The following is an 18548-nucleotide window of genomic DNA, read 5'->3' as shown; positions in this document are numbered from 1 at the left end:
GCACGTCAGCGTGCTAGCGTCATCAGCCATGCCATCGTCTCCCCTGCCCGATCCGTCTACGGAAGGTAGACGGCCGCACGTCATCTACCTCGCGATCGGCTTCCCTCCGGCGGCCAAGAGCTCCACGTACCGGATGCGCGAGACCGCCAACCAGTTCGTGAAGGCCGGCTGGGACATCACGGTCGTGAACATCGCCCGAAAGTCCTGGGATCTCGATTCCGGCATCGATCTCTCCTTGCTGGAGCAGGTCGACCCCCGCGTGAACATCGTCGAACTGCCGCTGTCGCGCGAGGATCTGGAAACGGACATCCGTCTCTACGACGAGGCACGCGCACTCGACCCGGACGGCTGGGTCGCCCAACTCCGCCGCCGCCAGCGGGAGACCTTCCCGGAGCCCAATTTCGGTGAGTGGCGCGGCGACCTGGAACAAGCCGTTCTCCGTATTCACCGGGAGCGGCCGGCGGACCTGCTGCTCGCCAGTTGCGTGCCGTACGTGAACCTAGCGGCGGCCTGGAAGCTCTGGGAAGAGGCCCGGGTGCCGTACGCGGTGGATTTCCGCGACGGCTGGTCCATCGACGTCATCGAGGGCGTCGAGGCGTTCTCCCGCACCTCCGAGGAGGGCCGCTGGGAGCAGAAGATCCTCGATCACGCGGTGTCCCTGTGGGTGGTCAACGACCCGATCGCCGAGCATTACCGCACCCGCTACCCGGAGTTCGCCGACCGCGTCCACGTCGTACGCAACGGCTACGACGCCGACAGTTCGCCGGGCCGAACACACCGGGCGGACCACGAGTCCGGTCTGGTCTTCGGATACCTCGGCACGGTCAACTTCAGCCTGGCACACCTGGAAACGGTGCTGAACGCCTGGCGGGCGGCTCGGGCGAAGGAGCCACTGCTGGCGAACGCACGCTTTGAGTTCCGCGGCCACCTCGGTGCCGGCGCCAGCCGCGGAGCCAACCGACATGCCGAGGTTCTCAAGCAGGCCGAGGCCGACGGGGTCTTCTACGGAGGACCGGCGGCGAAGTCCGAGGTGTCTTCGATCTATGCCGGCTGGGACGCCATGGTGCTGATCCTCATCGGCGGCCGGTACGTCACCTCCGGCAAGGTTTACGAGTACATGGCGACGGGTCTGCCGATCGTGTCGGCGCACGCCGTCGAGCATGACGCCTCCAACGTGTTGCGGGGTCATCCGCTGTGGACGGGCGCGCCCGGCCTCGATGAGGAAGGGCTGGCCGACTCGTTCATCAGGGCCGCCCACATGGCCGTCGAGACCACCGACGCCCAGCACGCCGAGGCGATGGCGCACGCCGATCGGTTCACCCGTGAGGCGTTGATGTCCGTCGCCGTCAAGAACCTCGTCGAGGAGGTCGCTCCGTGACCGACGTCCTGCTCATTGCCGCCGACCGGCCTCAGTTCGGGGTTCTGGCCGACGCGGTGCGGGAATTCGAGGCGCTGGGGGCCCAGGTCCGCTTGGCGGGTTCCTTCCATCTGGAGGCCGAGAGCACCGCCGGAGAACTCGCCCGGATACCGCTGACCGAGACACACCAGTTGGCCCGCAACCTCAAGCACCGCAGCCAAGCCCTGCGCCGCCGGGCCGGCCAGTCCCCGCGCGGGCTGCGCATGTGGATGCGCAGCGGCCGCGACTCGTGGCTGCGTGCTCGGGCCCGCAAGGCGGACGTGCTCGTCGCGTTGGACGCCGCCGCCGTGTACACGGTATGGCGACTGGCCCAGTACAACCGCGGTGCCGCCACCAGATTCGGGCTGGCGCCCGCTCTGAAGGCCGTCGAGGAACTGGTGGAGAAGGGCGGCACCGCGGCCCGGTCCTCGGTCCTGCCACCGCTGCACGTGGTCGCCCGTGATGTGCGCCGCAGCGTCGACAACCTGCCGGCCCACCTGGTGCGGTCGGCCACTACGCAGACCGTGATGCGGTCCGGCGTCGGCGCCCGGCTGTGGCGCTCCGCCGTGGCCGCGCCCGGAGTACCCGTCAAGGTGCGTGCCGCGACCTCGCGGTACGTCGCCGAGGGTATGCGATGGGCGGGCCGCACCAGCGGCGCAGCGCTGACCCTCGCGGACGCCGCCGCCAAGGTCACGGACCCGAAGGTGCGGGCGGAGCTCTACTACGAGAGCGCCATGCAAGAGATCCGCAACGGCGTCAGCCCCCGTGACCTGGGAACAGTGGTCGGCGCCCATCTCACGCACGCGGACGGGGAGTTCGCGCGGGGCAACACCTCCGAAGCCGCCGAGACGCTGCTCCGCGCGCTGTCCCTGCACTTCCATCGGGTACTGCACATCGACCAGTTGTCGTCCCCGCTGGCCGAGGACGCCGACGGGTTCGTCGCCCCGTTGCGCCGGTCCGCCGCGTTCCGCGCGCTCACCCGCCCCCGTGGCCGTCAGCGGCCGCCGGCGCCCGTACCCGTCGACCGCCCGCTGCGGCTGCTGCTGACGACGAGCGCCAACGACAACTTCCTGCACCTCATCCGGCAGCACTTCGGCGACCATCCGGGCGTCGAGCTGCGCTACCTGGACCTTGCCGCCAACAAGCACCTCAAGCGGATCTCCTGGGCCGGTACGCGGATGATCGAGGACCGTCTGGCGGACGGCACGAGCAGCTACCAGGAAGAGGCGGAGCGCCTGATGCGCCCGTACCTCGACTGGGCGGACACGGTATTCCTGGAGTGGGCAGCCGGCCCGGCGGGGATGCTCACCACGATCGACCCGGGCGATACCCGGATCGTCGTACGTCTGCACAGCTATGAGGCGTTCACCCGCTGGCCGCACATCACGGACTTCTCCCGGGTCGACGACCTGGTCTTCGTCGCACCCCACGTGAAGGACCTCACCACCTCGCTCGTGCCGGTGCTCCGCGGTGAACAGGCTCCCCGGTTCCACGTCCTGGACAACGCCATGAACCTGACCGGCTTCGACCGGCCCAAGCCGGCCGAGGCTCGCTTCAACCTGGGCCTGGTCGGCATCGGACAGGTCGCGAAGGACCCCAAGTGGGCCGTGGACGTTCTGGAGCGGGTTCGCAGGCACGACGAGCGCTACCGGCTGATCATGGTCGGTGGTGACATGGATCCCAAGGCCAGCCAGGCCACCCGCGAGTACCGGCGTGAGCTGGACCGGTTGCTGGCCCCGCTGGAGGAGTCGGGCGCGGCGGTCCGGTCGGGGCCTACGGACGATGTTCCGTCGAAGCTGACCGAGATCGGTGTCATCCTCAGCTCATCGGTACGCGAGGGTTGCCACGTCGGCCTGATGGAGGGCGCTGCCAGCGGTGCCGTTCCCGTCGCGCGTGACTGGCCGTTCTACGCGGGCAAGCCCAACAGCGCCCGTACGCTCTACCCGCAGGGCTGGGTCGTCGACTCTCCGGCCGATGCGGCCGAGCGCATCCTGAAGATCACGGCCACCGAGGAGACGTGGCGGGCGGCCGGTGAGCGGGCCAGGGAACATGCGCTGAAAGTGTGGGACTGGCCCGTGGTGCGGAAGTCGTTCGAGAGGCTGTTCCTGGAGCCTGAACGCGGCTGAGAGCCGAGGAGAAGCACGAGGGCCCCGGACACGCTCCGGGGCCCTCGCGCTCACTCGGACGACGTTACGGGTGCCGCAGCCGCCACCCCGCCCACGCCGACTCCACCATCTCCCGCACGTCCCACCGCGCGCTCCAGTCCAGCTCCGCTCGGATCAGATCGCCGGAGGACACCACCCGCGCCGGATCGCCCGGTCGGCGCGCGAGCACCCGCGGCGGTTCGCCGGTGAGGCCGGTGACGTCCTGGATGACACCGATCATCTCCGCGACCGAGACACCCTCGCCGCGCCCGATGTTGAGGACCAGCCGTGCCGACGGATCGGCGGCGAGCCGCCGCGCGGCTGCGACATGAGCGGTGGCGATGTCCTCGACGTGGATGTAGTCGCGGACGCAGGTGCCGTCAGGAGTCGGGTAGTCATCGCCGAAGACCAGCGGTGCCTCACCAGCGTCGAGCCGCTCGAGGACCATGGGGACGAGGTTGAAGACGCCGTCGTCACCCAGTTCGGGGGTGGCGGCGCCCGCGACGTTGAAGTAGCGCAGCGCGGCCGTCGCCATCCCGTACCGAGCACCGGCCGCGGCCACCAGCCATTCACCGGCCAGCTTGGTCTCCCCGTACGGATTGACGGGCGCGCACGGCGTCTTCTCGGTGACGAGGTCGACGTCGGGCATTCCGTACACGGCGGCGGACGAGGAGAACAGGAAGCGACCGACGCCCGCCTCGGCGGCAGCGCCGAGCAGGACGCGCAGGCCCTCAAGGTTCTCGTGGTAGTAGTACAGCGGCCGTTCGACGGACTCGGCCACCCGCTTCTTGCCCGCGATGTGAACGACACCGGAGACGGCGTACTTCCTCAGCACCCGGTCGAGCACCTCGCGGTCGAGGACCGTGCCGGTCTCCAGCACGACCCCGTCCACAAGCCGCTCGGCGCGGCCGGTGCTCAGGTCGTCGAGGACGACGACGGGCTCACCGGCCTCGGTCATCGCCCGCACCACGTGTGAGCCGACGTAACCGGCCCCGCCCGTGATCAGCCATGTCATGCGGACTCTCTCCTCGTTCTCAGCCGCCGATGACGACCCGGCGCACGCCCTGCCACGCCTCCGGGTCGGTGGTGCGGCGCCCGTCGACCAGGACGGTGACGTCCGGCAGGTCGGCGGGGGTCAGCGCGCGGTACTCGGCGTGGTCGGCCTGGAGGATCGCGGCGGTGACCTTCTCCCCGGCGTGCGGGGTCAGGCCCAGCGCGGTCAGCTCCTCGGCCGAGTACATCGGGTCCGAGACGTACGGGACGGCCCCGCGCGCCCGCAGCGCCTCGACGGTCGGGAAGACCCCGGAGAACGCGGTCTCCTTCACCCCGCCCCGGTAGGCGGCGCCGAGGACCAGCACGTTCACCCCGGTCAGGTCGCCGTACGCGGCGGCCAGCAGGTCGACGGCGTACTCGGGCATCGCGGCGTTGGCCTCCCGGGCGGAGCGCACCACGGTGGCGGCCGGGTCGTTCCACAGGTACATCCGCGGGTAGATCGGGATGCAGTGGCCGCCGACGGCGATGCCCGGCTGGTGGATGTGGCTGTAGGGCTGCGAGTTGCAGGCCTCGATGACCTTCTTGACGTCGATGCCGTTGGCGTCGGCGAACCGGGCGAACTGGTTGGCCAGGCCGATGTTGACGTCCCGGTAGGTCGTCTCGGCGAGCTTGGCCAGCTCGGACGCCTCGGCGGTGCCCAGGTCCCACACGCCGTTGGGCCGGGGCAGGTCGTCGCGGGCGTCGAAGTCCAGGACCGCCTCGTAGAAGGCCACCCCGCGGGCCGTGGACGCCTCGTCGATGCCGCCGACCAGCTTGGGGTAGCGGCGCAGGTCGGCGAAGACCCGGCCGGTGAGCACCCGCTCCGGCGAGAACACCAGGTGGAAGTCCGACCCCGGGGTCAGGCCCGAGCCCTCGGCCAGCATCGGCGCCCAGCGGGTCCGGGTGGTGCCGACCGGCAGGGTCGTCTCGTAGGAGACCAGCGTGCCCGGCTTCAGGCCCCGGGCGATCTCCTTGGTCGCGGCGTCCATCCAGCCGAAGTCCGGCACGCCCTCGGCGTCGGTGAACAGCGGGACCACCACGACCACGGCCTCGGACGCGGCGACCGCCGCCGCCGTGTCCGTGGTGGCGCTGAGCAGCCCGCCCTCGACCGCCGCCTTCAGCTTGACGTCCAGGTCGTGCTCACCGGGGAACGGCTCGGTCCCGGCGTTGACCAGCTCGACGACCTTCTCGTTGACGTCGGCGCCGATGACCCGGTGCCCCTTGGCGGCGAACTGCACGGCCAGCGGAAGCCCGATCTTGCCGAGCGCTACTACACAGATGTTCATGGACGGTCGCTACTTCTTCCTCTTGGTCCTTCGCGGACCGCGGACGAGAGTGGCCCTGAGCCGGGAGCCCAGGGTCTGCTTCGGCGGGAAGAGAGGGGCCGTGGCGACCACCACCCGTCCCTTGTCGTTCACCAGGGCCGCCGCCCGGTACGGCTCGCCCTCGCCGCCCCACCGGCGGGCCAGCGGCATCGGCCGGTCCTTGCCGCGCACGGGTATCTCGTACGTCGCGCCGGCCACGTCCAGGTACACCCGGACGCCCAGTTTGACGGTGCGCCGCTCCAGCGGGACCCGGGCGTGCAGCACGGTGGCGTCGGGCAGCGGCTCGGCGGTGACGGTCCCGGCCGGCGCCGGCAGGTCGTGGTCCGCCGGGAGCCTCCTGGCGCCGGCCTTGTCCGCCGTCTTCGGCATGGCGCCCCTGACCAGGCGCAGCACGGCACCGTCCAGGTCGCCGAGGACGGGCACCCGCACGGACGCCGTGTAGGTGATGCCGTCGCCGTGCTGCTCCCAGGCGGAGGCGAGCAGTTCGGTGCCCTTGGCGAGCCGGCCCGGGACCGCCTCCCCGACCAGCTCGAAGCAGCGGTCGGCCAGCCCGATCCGGGGGTCGCGGAAACCGGGGTAGCGGGCGTAGGCCCGGTCGCCCTCGACGACGAACGGGGGCGCGCCGTGCGCCCGCTCGGCGGTGATCGCCTCGCACAGCTCCTCGACGGCGCCCGCGCGGGCCAGGCAGATCCGCACCCGCCGCTTGACGTCCATGGCGTCGCGGATGCCGTCGGTGAAGTAGCTGTCGGCGAGCCGCGCGATGCCCGCGCAGATGTCGCGCTGGACCTCGCGGCCGAGGCGGGGGAAGTCGTCCTGGACGAGCTTGGCCAGCTCCCAGGTGAAGTGCCGGCGCAGCACCGCGTCGCGCTCCGGGCCCGGCGGCAGCAGTCCCGCCGTGAAGTCCATGATCTCGGCGGTGCAGCGCAGCCGGGAGAGGTGGTCGGCCCGGTAGGTGATGTTCCCGGCGTCGCCGCGCTTGACCGCGTAGTAGCAGGTGTAGTCGGCGACCACCGAGATCTTCTTCGCGCGGACGCACGCCTCGATGGTGAACGGCTGGTCGCTGCCGACCGGCAGGTGCTCGGGGAAGCGCAGCTTGTGCCGCTCCACCAGTTCCCGCCGGAACAGCTTGGTGTTGGCCAGCGTCCACGGCAGGGCGGAGCCGGTGAGGGTGACGTCCGGGTCGTTCTCCCGGTAGAGCGCCTGGTGGACGTACCGGCCGTTGGTGCCGACCATCTTGCCGATCACGACGTCGGACCCGTACTGGTCGGCGCAGGCCACCATCCGCTCCAGCGCCTCGGGGCCGAGGTGGTCGTCGGAGCCGATGAAGTAGACGTACCGGCCGGTGGCCGCCTCCAGCGCCCGGTTGCTGGGGACGGCCGGGCCGCCGGAGTTCTCCTGGTGGATGACCTTGACGGTGCCCGGGTAGCGCTCGGCGAACCGGTCCAGCTCACGGCCGCTGTCGTCGGTGGAGCCGTCGTCCACCGCGACGACCTCCAGCCTGTCCAGGCCGATGCTCTGCCCCACCAGCGAGTTCAGGCACTCGGTCAGATAGGGCATAGTGTTGTAGACAGCAACGACAACACTCACGTCCGGGGCATTGTTCACGCGTGAGCCGCCACCGCTACGAGGTCGTCACCATGGCTTGCCAGGTCCTCCGACCGAAGGGAAACGCTGCGGTTCTCCTGCGCCGACTCCAGCACCGCCGCGGCGACCTCGACGGTCCGCATCCCCTGGCGCAGGGTGCAGATGTCGGCGGGCAGGCCCAGGACGGCGTCCCGGAACAGTTCGTGCTCGACCAGGAGCGGCTCGCGCTTCTGGATGGCGTAGCGGATCATGTCCCCCTCGGCGACGCCGCGGAACGCCTGGAGCGCCTCCCACTCGGTCGCCACCGCGGAGTTGGAGTGGAACGTCAGATCGGCGGTGAGCGTGTCGGCGATGAAGCAGCCGCGCTCGCCGGTGACCGAGGTGAACCGCTCCTTGAGCGGGCTCAGCCAGTTGACCAGGTGGTTGACCATGGTGCCGTCGTCGAGGCGGCCCACCGCGGAGACCATGTCCTCGTGCTCGCGGCCGCTCTTGGAGACGGTGTGCGCGGCGATGGAGACGTACTCGCTTCCGGTCACCCAGCCGGTGAGGTCGATGTCGTGGGTGGCGAGGTCCTTGACCACGCCGACGTCCGCGATGCGGTGCGGGAACGGCCCCTGACGCCGCGTCACCACCTGGTACACGTCGCCGAGTTCACCGGACTCCAGGCGGGCGCGCAGCGAGCGCAGCGCCGGGTTGCACCGCTCGATGTGGCCGACGCCGGCGACCAGGCCGCGGGACTCGAACGCCTCGACGAGGCGGCGGGCGCCCCCGACGGTGTCGGCGACCGGCTTCTCGATCAGCGCGCACACGCCGGCGGCGGCGAGCTGGAGGCCGACCTCCTCGTGCAGGCCGGTGGGGCAGGCGACCACCGCGTAGTCGACGCCCAGGTCGATCAGTTCCTCGACGGTGGAGACGATCGGCGTGCCCTGGGCGGCGCCGTACTTGTCGCCCATCGGGTCGACGACGGCGACGAAGTCGACGCCCGGCAGCCCGGACAGCACCCGGGCGTGGTGCCGGCCCATGGAGCCGAGGCCGACCAGGCCCGCGCGCAGCGTCCTCGGGGCGCTCACAGCTTCTCCCCCAGTCCGTTCACGGCGGTCACGATCCGCTCCAGGTCCGCCGGGGACAGCCCGGGGTGGACGGGCAGCGACACGACCTCGGCGGCGGCCCGCTCGGTCTCGGGCAGGTCCCAGTGGCGTCCGGCCTTCTGGTCCGGCTCCCAGTACGGCTTCAGCCGGTGGATCGGCGTCGGGTAGTACACGGCGTTGCCGATCCCCGCCCCGGCCAGCGCGGCCATGGCGGCGTCCCGGTCGCCCCGCACCCGCACGGTGTACTGGTGGTACACGTGCCGGGCGCCCTCGGCGACCTTCGGCGTGCTGACGCCGGGCGCGTCGATGTGCCCGGTGAGGTACGCGGCGTTGGCGATCCGCCGCTCGGTCCACTCGGGCAGCTTGCGGCGCTGCACCCGGCCGATGGCCGCGGACACGTCGGTCATGCGCAGGTTGGCGCCGACGATCTCGTTGGCGTACCGCTGCTCCATGCCCTGGTTGCGCAGCAGGCGCAGGGTGCGGGCGAGCCCGGCGTCGGCGGTGGTGACCATGCCGCCCTCGAGGCTGTGCATGTTCTTGGTCGGGTAGAAGCTGAACGTCCCGGCGGTCCCGAAGGCGCCGACCGGGGTGCCGTGCAGCGCCGCCGCGTGCGCCTGGCAGGCGTCCTCGACGACGGCGAGCGAGTGCCGCTCGGCGAGGGCGGTGATCCGGTCCATCGCCGCCGGGTGGCCGTACAGGTGGACCGGCATGATCGCGGCGGTGCGCGGGGTGACGGCCGCCTCGACGGCCGCCGGGTCCAGGCAGAAGCTGTCGGCCTCGATGTCGGCGAAGACCACGTCGGCGCCGACCAGCCGGACCGCGTTGGCGGAGGCCGCGAAGGAGAACGAGGGCACGATGACCTCGTCGCCCGGTCCGATGCCGAGTCCGAGCAGGGCCAGGTGCAGCGCGGAGGTGCCGGAGTTCACCGCGACGCAGTGCCGGCCGTCGACCAGCTCGCCGAACTCCTCCTCGAACGCCGCGACCTCGGGCCCTTGGACGACCCGGCCGCTGCGCAGCACGCGCACGGCGGCCTCGATCTCCTCCTCGCCGATCACGGGTCGGGCTGCGGGTATCAACTCCTGGGTGTCGGTCATCGACATCCCCCTCCTCGTCGGCGGCCGCGAGGGCACACCGGGCAAAGTCGTACGCACACGAGGCCCCGCCCCGAGGGGTGGCCGTGTGGAAGGGCAGCCGTCATCCGGCCCGAAGGACCGGGCCCGGTCATCGGCTGCGGTCTGCGGCGAGAGATCGCCGAGACAGACCGCAGTCACGTTATCAGCACATGACCACAGCGTTTCCTGGGGAAGGCCACAGCGGAAGCACTGCTGGACGTGCGCTCGGTCACAGGCGCCACACAGCGTGACCGGACGGTGGGCGAACGCGACGGGCGCCGACGGACCGTGCGGTCCGCCGACGCCCGCGCCTGTGTACGACCGCTGCTCAGTCCTCCGTGGAGGCCGAGACGGACGGTGCCGTCCCCTCGGCCGCCGCGGTCTTCTTCGCCGTGGTCTTCTTGGCGGCCGACTTGGTGGTCTTCGCCGCCTTCTTCGCCGTCGCCTTCTTCGCCGTCGTCTTCTTGGCGGCGGTCTTGGTGGCCGTCGTCTTCTTGGCGGCGGTCTTGGTGGCCGCCGCCTTCTTCGTGGCGGCCTTCTTCGCCGGGGCCTTCTTGGCCGCCGTCTTACGGGCGGTCTTCTTGGCCGGCGCGGCCTCCTCGACCTCGGCGGCCCCGTCGCCGACGGCTTCGGCGGTCTCCGGGGTCTCCGCGGCCTCGGGCGCCTCGGGGGCCTTCGCGGCCTCGGGCTCCGGGGTCGACGGGACGACCACGACGGCCGCCTCCACCGGGGCGGTGGGCGCGGTGGCCTTGCGTACGGCACGGCGCCGGGGGCGGGCCGGGGCGGCGGGCTCGGGCTCCGGGGACGCGGGCGGTGCCGTCTCCTCGGGGCTCGGCTCGGGGCTCGGCTCGGGCGCCGGGGCGGGGGTCTCGGCGACCGTCACCACGGTGGCCTCCGCGCCCGCCGGCGAACCGGCCGGGGCGGACACCTTCCGGGTCGCCCGGCGCCGCGTACGGCCCTTGGGCGCGGCCTCGGCCTCGGCCTCGGCCGGGGCCGTCCCAGCCGGGGCCGCCGCTGCCTGGGCCTGCTCCGCCGGAGCCTTCTCCGCCGGAGCCTTCTCCGCCGGAGCCTTCTCCGCCGGGGCCGCTTCGGCCGGGGCCGCTTCAGCCGGGGCCTTCTCCGCCGCCTTGGCCCTGGCCTTGGCCTTTGCCTTCCTCGACGGGGCCCGCTCCGCCACGGCCTCGTCCGCCGGCGATCCGACGACCGGGTCCTCGACGGCCGCGGGCGCGGCGGGCGCCTCGGCGACCGCCTCCGGCGTCACCTCCCGCGCGGCCTCCGCCTCGGCGGTGACCTCCTGCGCGGTGGGTGCCTGCACCGCCGGCCGCTCCGCCTCGGGCTCGGCCGCGGGCTGCTCGGCCCTCGGCGTCTCGCCGCGCGGCGCGCCCGCCGGGGCCGACGCCCGGCGGCTCGCCCGCCGGCGGGTCCGCCCGCGCCGGGCGGCGGCCTCCGCCTCGGCGACGCTGCTGAACAGCTCCTCGTCGGGCGCGAAGTCGGGAGCCGGCAGCGCGGCCGGTTCGGCCGCCTCCGCGGCCACCTCGGCCTCGCTCTCCGCCTCCTGCTCCGCCGGTACGGCGGTGTCGACGGCGGCCACGGCCTCGTGCTCGTGCTCGTGGTGCTCACCGGCACCGGCGCGGGCCCGCTTGCGGCGCTTGCTCCCGCCGTTCCCGCCGGCCGACGGCTGGTCGAGGTGGACGATGACACCCCGGCCGTTGCAGTGGACGCAGGTCTCCGAGAACGACTCCAGCAGCCCCTGGCCGACCCGCTTGCGGGTCATCTGCACCAGGCCCAGCGAGGTCACCTCGGCGACCTGGTGCTTGGTACGGTCCCGGCCCAGGCACTCCAGCAGGCGCCGCAGCACCAGGTCCCGGTTGGACTCCAGCACCATGTCGATGAAGTCGATGACGATGATGCCGCCGAGGTCGCGCAGCCGGAGCTGGCGGACGATCTCCTCGGCCGCCTCCAGGTTGTTCCTGGTGACCGTCTCCTCCAGGTTGCCGCCCTGGCCGGTGAACTTGCCGGTGTTGACGTCGATGACGACCATCGCCTCGGTCCGGTCGATCACCAGCGAACCGCCGCTGGGCAGCCAGACCTTGCGGTCCAGCGCCTTGGCGAGCTGCTCGTCGATCCGGTACGTGGCGAAGACGTCGACCTCGCTGGTCCACTTCTGCAGCCGGTCGGCCAGGTCGGGCGCGACGTGCGAGACGTATCCGTGGACGGTGCTCCAGGCGTCCTCGCCGCTGACGATGACCTTGGAGAAGTCCTCGTTGAAGATGTCGCGGACCACCCGGACGGTCATGTCCGGCTCGCCGTACAGCAGCGTCGGGGCGTTGCCGCTCTTGGCCTTCTTCTTGATCTCCTCCCACTGCTGCTGGAGGCGCTCGACGTCGCGGCGCAACTCGTCCTCGCTCGCGCCCTCGGCGGCGGTGCGCACGATGACGCCCGCGTCCTCGGGGACGATCTTCTTGAGGATCGTCTTCAGCCGGGCCCGCTCGGTGTCGGGCAGCTTGCGGCTGATGCCGGTCATCGAGCCCTCGGGCACGTACACCAGGTAGCGGCCCGGGAGGGAGACCTGGCTGGTCAGGCGGGCGCCCTTGTGGCCGATCGGGTCCTTCGTCACCTGCACCAGGACCGACTGGCCGGACTTCAGGGCCGACTCGATGCGGCGCGGCCCGTTGGCCATGCCGAGCGCCTCGAAGTTGACCTCACCGGCGTAGAGCACGGCGTTGCGGCCCTTGCCGATGTCGATGAAGGCGGCCTCCATCGACGGCAGCACGTTCTGCACCTTGCCGAGGTAGACGTTGCCGACGTACGAGGTGGCCTGCTCCTTGTTGACGTAGTGCTCGACGAGCACCCCGTCCTCCAGGACGCCGATCTGGGTGCGCTCGCCGTGCTGGCGCACGACCATCACGCGCTCGACTGCCTCGCGGCGGGCCAGGAACTCGGCCTCGGTGATGATCGGCACCCGGCGGCGGCCCTGCTCGCGGCCCTCGCGGCGGCGCTGCTTCTTGGCCTCCAGACGGGTCGAGCCCTTGATGGACTGCACCTCGTCGGACGGCTCGGCGGCCTTGCGGGGCTCGCGGACCTTGACGACGGTCCGCTCGGGGTCGTCGGCGGACGCGTCGGCCTCACCGGAGGCGTCGCCCGCGCGCCGGCGGCGGCGGCGGCGACGGCGGCTGCTGCTGGAGCCGCCCCCGTGGTCGGACTCCTCGGACGGCTCCTCGCCGTGCTCCTCGGTGTCCTCCTCGACCTGCTCGGCGGTGTCCTCGGCGTCCTGCTCGGCCTGCCCGGCCTCGATGTCGTCACCGTCGGCGTCGCCCAGGTCGCCCCGGCGACGGCGGCGCCCGCCCCGGCGGCGGCGGCGCCGCGAGCCGCTCTCCTCGGCGTCGGCGTCGTCGCCGTGGTCCTCGCCCGGCTCCTCCGGCTCGGCCTCGGCCTCGGACTCGGCCCCGGACAGGGCCTCGGCCACCGGCTCCTCGGCGACGGCCGGCTCGGCGGCCCGCTCCTCGCTCTCCTCACCGGCGCTCGCGCCCCGGCGGCGACGGCGGCGCCGCGAACCGGAGGACTGCTCCTCGGGGGCCTGCTCGGCGGCCCGGGTCCGCTGCGGGGCCGCGGGCTCCGCTTCCTCGGCCGCTTCCGGCTCGTCCACGCCGACGGCGTGGGCGGCGGCCTCCGCGGCGGCCCGCTCGGGCGTCTGGAACTTGGGCTCGGCGAACACCGGCGGCTGGAACAGCGCCACGGCGGGCCGGGCCGGACGCGCGGGCGCCTCGGCCCCGCCGCCCTCGGCACCGGCCGCGGGCGCGGCGAATCCGCCGGCGGCCTTGCGGACGGTCCGCCGCCGCGCCCGCCGCGGAGCGGCCTCTTCGACGGCCTCGGTCTCGTCACCGGCGGGCTCGGGGGCGACGGCCTGGTCGGCCGCGGCACCCCGCTTGCCACGGCGGGGGCTCCTGGTCTCGGCAGGGGGCTGGGCCTCGGCGGTCGCGGCGTCGCCTGCGGCCTCCGGCGTCCCCTCGGTCCCGGCGGAGGCGTCGGCCACGGCGGACGCGGCGGCCTTACGGCTCCTGCCGCCCCGTCCGGACCTGGTACCGCCCCGGACGGTCCCGGCGTCACCCTGCGCGTCCCCGGCGTCCGCCTGCGGAACGCCGGTGGCGGCCTCGGCGGACTCCTTCGCCTCCGGGCTCTCCGGGCTCTCCGGGCTCTCCGGGCTCTCCGGGCTCTCCGGGCTCTCCGCAGCTTCGCCGGTCCCGGCGGCCGGTGCGGTCACCCGGCGGGTGGCCCGGCGCCGGGTGCGGCGCGGAGCGGCGTCCTCGGCGGCGGCCGGCGCCTCGGGCGCCACGGCGGCCTCGGGCTCCTCCGCCTTCTTCTCACTGTCACCGGCCGTCGTCCCGGCCGCGGGGGCGGCGTCCGACGGCGTGGTCACGCTGCGCGTCGCCCGGCGGCGGGTGCGCTTCGGGGCGGCACTCTCCTCGGCTACGGGCGCGGGCGCCTCGGCGCCCGACGGCTCCGGGGCCGCGGTGGCGGACGTCGCGGGGACGACGGTCTCGGCGGCCTCGGCGGCGGCCGGGGCCCCGGCGGGCGCGGAGGCGCGGCGCACGACGCGACGGCGGGAACGGGGCGCGGGCTCGGCCACGGCGGTGTCCTCGGTCTCGGCGGCCGGTACGGCCTCGGAGACCGCCAGTTCCTCGGCGGCCTCGGGGGTCTCCTCCGTCTCGTCGACGACCTCGGCGACCAGATCGGTGCCGGCCGCCGGAACGGCCGGTTCGACGGTCTCCGCCGGGGTGTCCGAGGAGGCGACCGGCGGTCCCGCCGGCCGGGACGCGGCCCTGCGCCGACGACGCGGCGGCAGGGTGTCGCTGGGGGTGTTCGATTCGGAGTCCGGGGTGGACTCTGCGGATTCGGTCGGTTCGAGCATGCGGGCGTTTCTCCCGTCAGGCTCCCGGGCGCCGCGCCTGGGTCCGGCGTCGATCAGGTCGACCGCCGGTGACGTCCACGGCTCGCGCACTGCGCGGTGCCGCCGTCCGGGGCGCGGGCGCCGCTCGGAAGCTCTCTGTGTCCTGTCTCGCCGGTTCCGTACAACCTTGTCGCGTACGGCCTGGCGAAAGTCTTCTGGTCGGTGCGCTGCCCGACCCAGGTGGCTCCCGAGTTCGAGGGCGGCGCTTTACGACGTGCGTCCCTTCGCGGGACCTTCCTTACACCGGCGCCGTCGCGGTGGCAGTCGGATCGGCCGTTGACAGGGCCTGGGCTGCCTCGCGGTCGGGCGCGAGCGGGTCGGTCACCGTGCCGGTCTCTTCATCGAACAGCCCCTGCGCCAGCCTGGTCACCGCTGCGGGGACCGGCGGCGCCAGGTCGGCCACGGCGCGGAGACCGGACAGGACGTCGTCGGGTCGTACGGCAGGCGTCACGTGCCGAACAACCAGCCGCAGTATCGCACAGGGCTGGTCGCTCGGCCTATCAGCCGGCGTTCCGGGTGTGGCCACGCTCTCCAGATGAGCGACGGCGGAGCGGGCGTCGAAGGTGCGGACGCCGCTCTTCGTGCGGCGCTGGACCTCGACGCTCCCGGCCGCCGCGAAGGCCGCGACGGCCCGCTCGGCGTCCGCCGGGTCGACGCCGTCCAGCCTCAGCTCCCATACGGAGGCCGTCAGCCGGTCGGCGAGCCCGGAGGTCCGGGCCTCGACCGCGTCGACGATGTCGAGCCCGGCGGGCATCGACTCGTCGAGGAGGCCTCTGAGCCGCTCGGGGTCGCGCGCCTCGGTGAGCGCGATCTCCAGGTACTCCGCCTCACTGCCCGTGCCGGTGGGTGCGGCATTGGCGTACGACACCTTCGGGTGCGGGGTGAACCCCGCCGAGTACGCCATGGGCACCTCGGCGCGGCGCAGCGCCCGCTCGAAGGCGCGCTGGAAGTCGCGGTGGCTGGTGAACCGGAGGCGGCCGCGCTTGGTGTAGCGCAGTCGGATGCGCTGCACCGCGGGTACCGGCGGCGGGCCTTCGGGCTGTCGCTTGCCCAGTGTCGTTCAGTCCTTCGTGAGAACGGTCATACTCCTACCAAGAGTACGTGCCCCGCCGCCGGAAGGTTCCCACCGGTCCGTCGCCGGAATCCGCCCCGGCTCCCGCTCCCGCCGCGGCGGCCCGAACCCCGCCCGCGGCACGGCCCGTACCGCCCGTACTCCCCTCGCCGCCCCGGCGGCGGGCCGCCGCACGCCGTCGCGCACCACGCGATCATCCGCCGGCCTGCGGATGTAATTCATACAGTGCGTTTGTGGGATTTTCGGAATATGGGTGAGCGGTGCGCCGTGCGCGCCGTGCTTTCCACGTCACGGACGCGACCCCCGCACCCACTGGTGGGCGATGTCCCCAATAAACCTCGTGAGGTGCGGGGAGTATGCACAGCAGAACCGAATCTCGCCTGCGCTGAAATGCGGTGTTGGAAATGGCCAGTTCCCCGATCACCGACGACTTGCGACTTCCGGCGGAGATCGACGCGTCGGCTCTGCCGGATGTTCCCGAAGGACCACCGAAGAGAATTCTGCTGACCGGGGCCACGGGCTTCCTCGGCGGTTTCCTGCTCGCCGACCTGCTGGATGCCACCGACGCCCGGGTCCACTGCCTGGTAAGGGCGGATTCGGCCGCGCAGGCCCGGGAACGGATCGCCGGCCGATTACGCGACCGGGAGGTGCCGGCGCGCCACATGTCCCGGGTCGACGTCGTGCTCGGCAGCCTGGCGAAGCCCCGGTTCGGGCTGGCCGAAGAAGATTTCTCGGACCTCTCGCGCAATGTCGACATTATTTACCACTGCGGTGCTTGGGTCAATCTTCTGGCGAGTTACCCGATCCTGCGCGGCTGCAATGTGACCGGAACCCAGGAAATCCTGAGACTGGCGACCCGGACCCGCCGAATTCCCGTGCATTACATCTCGACGATGGGAGTGATTCCGGCCGCCCGGACAGCCGGGACCGGTGTCTCCGGCTACTGCGCCACCAAGTGGGTCTCCGAACAGTTGGTCGCACAGGCGGCGGACCGCGGCTCGCCCACGACGGTGCACCGGCCCGGTGTGATCCTGGCGGACTCGCGCACCGGCCTGGTGGGGAGGTCGGACTGGTTCGTCCACCTGACGACGGCGAGCATCCGCGCCGGCTGCGCCCCCGACCACCCCGGCCTGCTGCCGGTCGGCACGGTCGACTTCACCAGCCGCGTCATCGTCGACCTGTCCCTGAGCCGGCGTGCCCGAGGACAGGTGTGCCACGTGATCCACCCCGAACCGCTGCCCTTCCGGGCGTACTTCCAGGGCTTCGCGGACGCGGGTGTCGACCTCCCCCTCGTCCCCTTCGACACCTGGCTGGAGCGGCTTCGCGACGTGGGCGACGAGGTCCCCCGCAGCACCCTGCGGCTGGCCGGCGAGACCCTCCGGCAGATGGTCCCGGCCCCGGGGCAGGGCACCGCCGGCCCCGCCCCGGCGACCACGCACCGCGCCCCGCCCGTGCTCGACGCCGACTACTTCCGCAGGATGCTCGCCTTCCTCGGCCACGACGTCATGCTGCCCGCCCAGTGACGCGCCCGCAGACCTCTCCTCCCGTCCCTCCCGTCCCTCCTGTCCCTCCCGTCCCGCACTTCACTTGCCTGGAGTCCCGCATGTCCCCTTTCACCCTGGAAGACCTGGCGGCGATGGTGGCCGAGATCGCCGGCGCCGACGCGGCCCGCGCGCTCTCGGAGCTGCCGGCCGACGCGCCCTTCACCTCCTTGGGGTTCGACTCGATGACCGTCATCGAACTGGCCGAGCGCATCCAGGAGCGCTACCGCGTGCCCATCCCGGACGAGGCGGTGCACGACCTGCGCAGCGTCCAGCGGACCCTGGACTATGTGAACGGCCGGGCAGCCGTCGCCACGGCGGACGGAGCCCGCTGATGGCCCCGGACACGGGGCGGCTGACCGGCATCGGCGCCTACCGCCCCGGAGGCTCGCTGACCAGCGCCGAACTCGACACCAGGTTCGACCACGAGGAAGGCTGGATCGAGCAGATCACCGGCATCCGGTCCAGGCTGAAGGCCGACCCCGACGACACCTTCGTCGAGATGGCCGCGCAGGCGGCGGACAAGGCCCTGGCCCACGCGGGCCTGCAACCCCAGGACCTGGACTGCGTCCTGTTCTCCTCCGCCAGCAGCGTCGGCCGGGCCGCCTGCCGGGCGGCCGGCCTCGCCCATCGCGTCGGGGCCGACCGGGCCGGCGGATTCGACCTCAACGGCGGGTGCGCCGGCTTCAGTTACGGGCTGACCCTGGCCTCCGGACTCATCGCCGCCCGGCAGGCGCGGCAGATCCTGGTCGTCGCCGCCGAGCGGCTGAGCGACATCACCGACCCCGACGACTGCGGCACCGTCATGGTCTTCGGCGACGCCGCCGGGGCCGCGGTGGTCAGCGCCGCCGGGCGCGACGGGATCGGACCGGCGGTGTGGGGCACCCACGGCCCCGGCGAGCCCTGGATGACCGGCGCCCCGCCCAAACCCGGCGCCACCCGCCCGTACCTGCACATGGACGGCACCCGGGTGGTCCGCTGGTTCGGTTCGCACATGCCGCAAGTGGCCCGGGACGCCCTCGACGCGGCCGGGCTCACCTGGGACGACATCGCCGCCTTCGTGCCGCACCAGTGCAACGGGCGGCTGATCGACGCGATGGTGCGCAGACTGCGCCCGCCCGCGCACGTGACGGTCGCCCGCAGCATCGTCACCGACGGCAACACCAGTTCGGCGTCCATCCCGCTGGCCCTGGAGTCGCTGCTCGCCTCGGCCGCCGTACGGCCCGGCGACAAGGCGCTGCTGCTGGGCTTCGGCGCCGGGCTGACCTGGTGCGCCCAGGTGGTCGAACTTCCATGAGGAGCAACC

12 protein-coding genes are annotated in these 18548 nt (G+C 72.8%); 5 read left to right on the top strand and 7 right to left on the bottom strand.

What is annotated here, in order from left to right; all coding sequences use genetic code 11:
• Positions 1-133 precede the first annotated feature (133 nt).
• Positions 134-1378 (top strand): glycosyl transferase, encoded by a 1245-nt coding sequence (locus ACFY32_RS00925; RefSeq protein ID WP_390673229.1) that lies wholly within the window; start codon positions 134-136, stop codon positions 1376-1378.
• Positions 1375-3522 (top strand): glycosyltransferase family 1 protein, encoded by a 2148-nt coding sequence (locus tag ACFY32_RS00920; protein ID WP_390673090.1) that lies wholly within the window; start codon positions 1375-1377, stop codon positions 3520-3522. The genes ACFY32_RS00925 and ACFY32_RS00920 overlap by 4 nt, the downstream gene beginning before the upstream one ends.
• A gap of 64 nt (positions 3523-3586) precedes the next feature.
• Here ACFY32_RS00920 and galE read toward each other — a convergent pair whose 3' ends face one another.
• From galE to ACFY32_RS00885, 7 genes are all read right to left on the bottom strand, one after another.
• Entirely contained in the window at positions 3587-4555 is a 969-nt protein-coding gene (gene galE, locus ACFY32_RS00915; RefSeq protein WP_390673089.1) for a UDP-glucose 4-epimerase GalE, read from the bottom strand.
• A gap of 19 nt (positions 4556-4574) precedes the next feature.
• On the bottom strand, positions 4575-5858 hold the full coding sequence (locus tag ACFY32_RS00910) for a nucleotide sugar dehydrogenase (RefSeq protein WP_359191766.1): 1284 nt from the start codon (positions 5856-5858) through the stop codon (positions 4575-4577).
• Positions 5859-5867: 9 nt separating this feature from the next.
• A complete protein-coding gene (locus tag ACFY32_RS00905) occupies positions 5868-7502 on the bottom strand; it encodes a glycosyltransferase family 2 protein (protein ID WP_390673088.1) in 1635 nt (544 codons plus the stop codon).
• Positions 7499-8551 carry a Gfo/Idh/MocA family protein gene (locus tag ACFY32_RS00900; RefSeq protein ID WP_390673087.1) on the bottom strand — a complete coding sequence of 351 codons (1053 nt, stop codon included), beginning with the start codon at positions 8549-8551 and terminating at the stop codon, positions 7499-7501. The genes ACFY32_RS00905 and ACFY32_RS00900 overlap by 4 nt, the downstream gene beginning before the upstream one ends.
• Positions 8548-9663: a DegT/DnrJ/EryC1/StrS family aminotransferase gene (locus ACFY32_RS00895; RefSeq protein WP_390673086.1), complete on the bottom strand. Its 1116-nt coding sequence runs from the start codon at positions 9661-9663 to the stop codon at positions 8548-8550. The genes ACFY32_RS00900 and ACFY32_RS00895 overlap by 4 nt, the downstream gene beginning before the upstream one ends.
• Before the next feature lie 346 nt (positions 9664-10009).
• Entirely contained in the window at positions 10010-14590 is a 4581-nt protein-coding gene (locus tag ACFY32_RS00890; RefSeq protein WP_390673085.1) for a ribonuclease E/G, read from the bottom strand.
• 277 nt (positions 14591-14867) lie between these two features.
• Positions 14868-15641, bottom strand: coding sequence for a TIGR03936 family radical SAM-associated protein (locus tag ACFY32_RS00885; protein WP_390673084.1), 774 nt, complete (start codon positions 15639-15641; stop codon positions 14868-14870).
• Between the two features lie 464 nt (positions 15642-16105).
• Here ACFY32_RS00885 and ACFY32_RS00880 point away from each other — a divergent pair, with 464 nt between their 5' ends.
• The 3 genes from ACFY32_RS00880 (at position 16106) to ACFY32_RS00870 (ending at position 18539) form a co-directional block, all read left to right on the top strand.
• Positions 16106-17224: a thioester reductase domain-containing protein gene (locus ACFY32_RS00880; protein ID WP_390673083.1), complete on the top strand. Its 1119-nt coding sequence runs from the start codon at positions 16106-16108 to the stop codon at positions 17222-17224.
• A gap of 80 nt (positions 17225-17304) precedes the next feature.
• Complete coding sequence (locus tag ACFY32_RS00875) at positions 17305-17577, top strand: acyl carrier protein (RefSeq protein ID WP_359191788.1); 273 nt, start codon at positions 17305-17307, stop codon at positions 17575-17577.
• Positions 17577-18539: a ketoacyl-ACP synthase III gene (locus ACFY32_RS00870; protein WP_390673082.1), complete on the top strand. Its 963-nt coding sequence runs from the start codon at positions 17577-17579 to the stop codon at positions 18537-18539. The genes ACFY32_RS00875 and ACFY32_RS00870 overlap by 1 nt, the downstream gene beginning before the upstream one ends.
• Positions 18540-18548 lie beyond the last annotated feature (9 nt).

It is taken from the genome of Streptomyces sp. NPDC000134, from assembly GCF_042899225.1.
Classification (GTDB): Bacteria; Actinomycetota; Actinomycetes; order Streptomycetales; family Streptomycetaceae; genus Streptomyces.
The sequence above is the reverse complement of the archived record's forward strand: the minus strand, read 5'-3'. Positions and strand labels throughout refer to the sequence as shown.

Bases quoted from the DNA above. Each gene is read 5' to 3' on its own strand.
- ACFY32_RS00910 (WP_359191766.1), bottom strand. From the start codon at position 5,858: ATGAACATCTGTGTAGTAGCGCTCGGCAAGATCGGGCTTCCGCTGGCC.
- ACFY32_RS00870 (WP_390673082.1), top strand. From the start codon at position 17,577: ATGGCCCCGGACACGGGGCGGCTGACCGGCATCGGCGCCTACCGCCCC.
- ACFY32_RS00890 (WP_390673085.1), bottom strand. From the start codon at position 14,590: ATGCTCGAACCGACCGAATCCGCAGAGTCCACCCCGGACTCCGAATCG.
- ACFY32_RS00880 (WP_390673083.1), top strand. From the start codon at position 16,106: ATGGCCAGTTCCCCGATCACCGACGACTTGCGACTTCCGGCGGAGATC.
- ACFY32_RS00895 (WP_390673086.1), bottom strand. From the start codon at position 9,663: ATGACCGACACCCAGGAGTTGATACCCGCAGCCCGACCCGTGATCGGC.
- galE (WP_390673089.1), bottom strand. From the start codon at position 4,555: ATGACATGGCTGATCACGGGCGGGGCCGGTTACGTCGGCTCACACGTG.
- ACFY32_RS00925 (WP_390673229.1), top strand. From the start codon at position 134: ATGCGCGAGACCGCCAACCAGTTCGTGAAGGCCGGCTGGGACATCACG.
- ACFY32_RS00875 (WP_359191788.1), top strand. From the start codon at position 17,305: ATGTCCCCTTTCACCCTGGAAGACCTGGCGGCGATGGTGGCCGAGATC.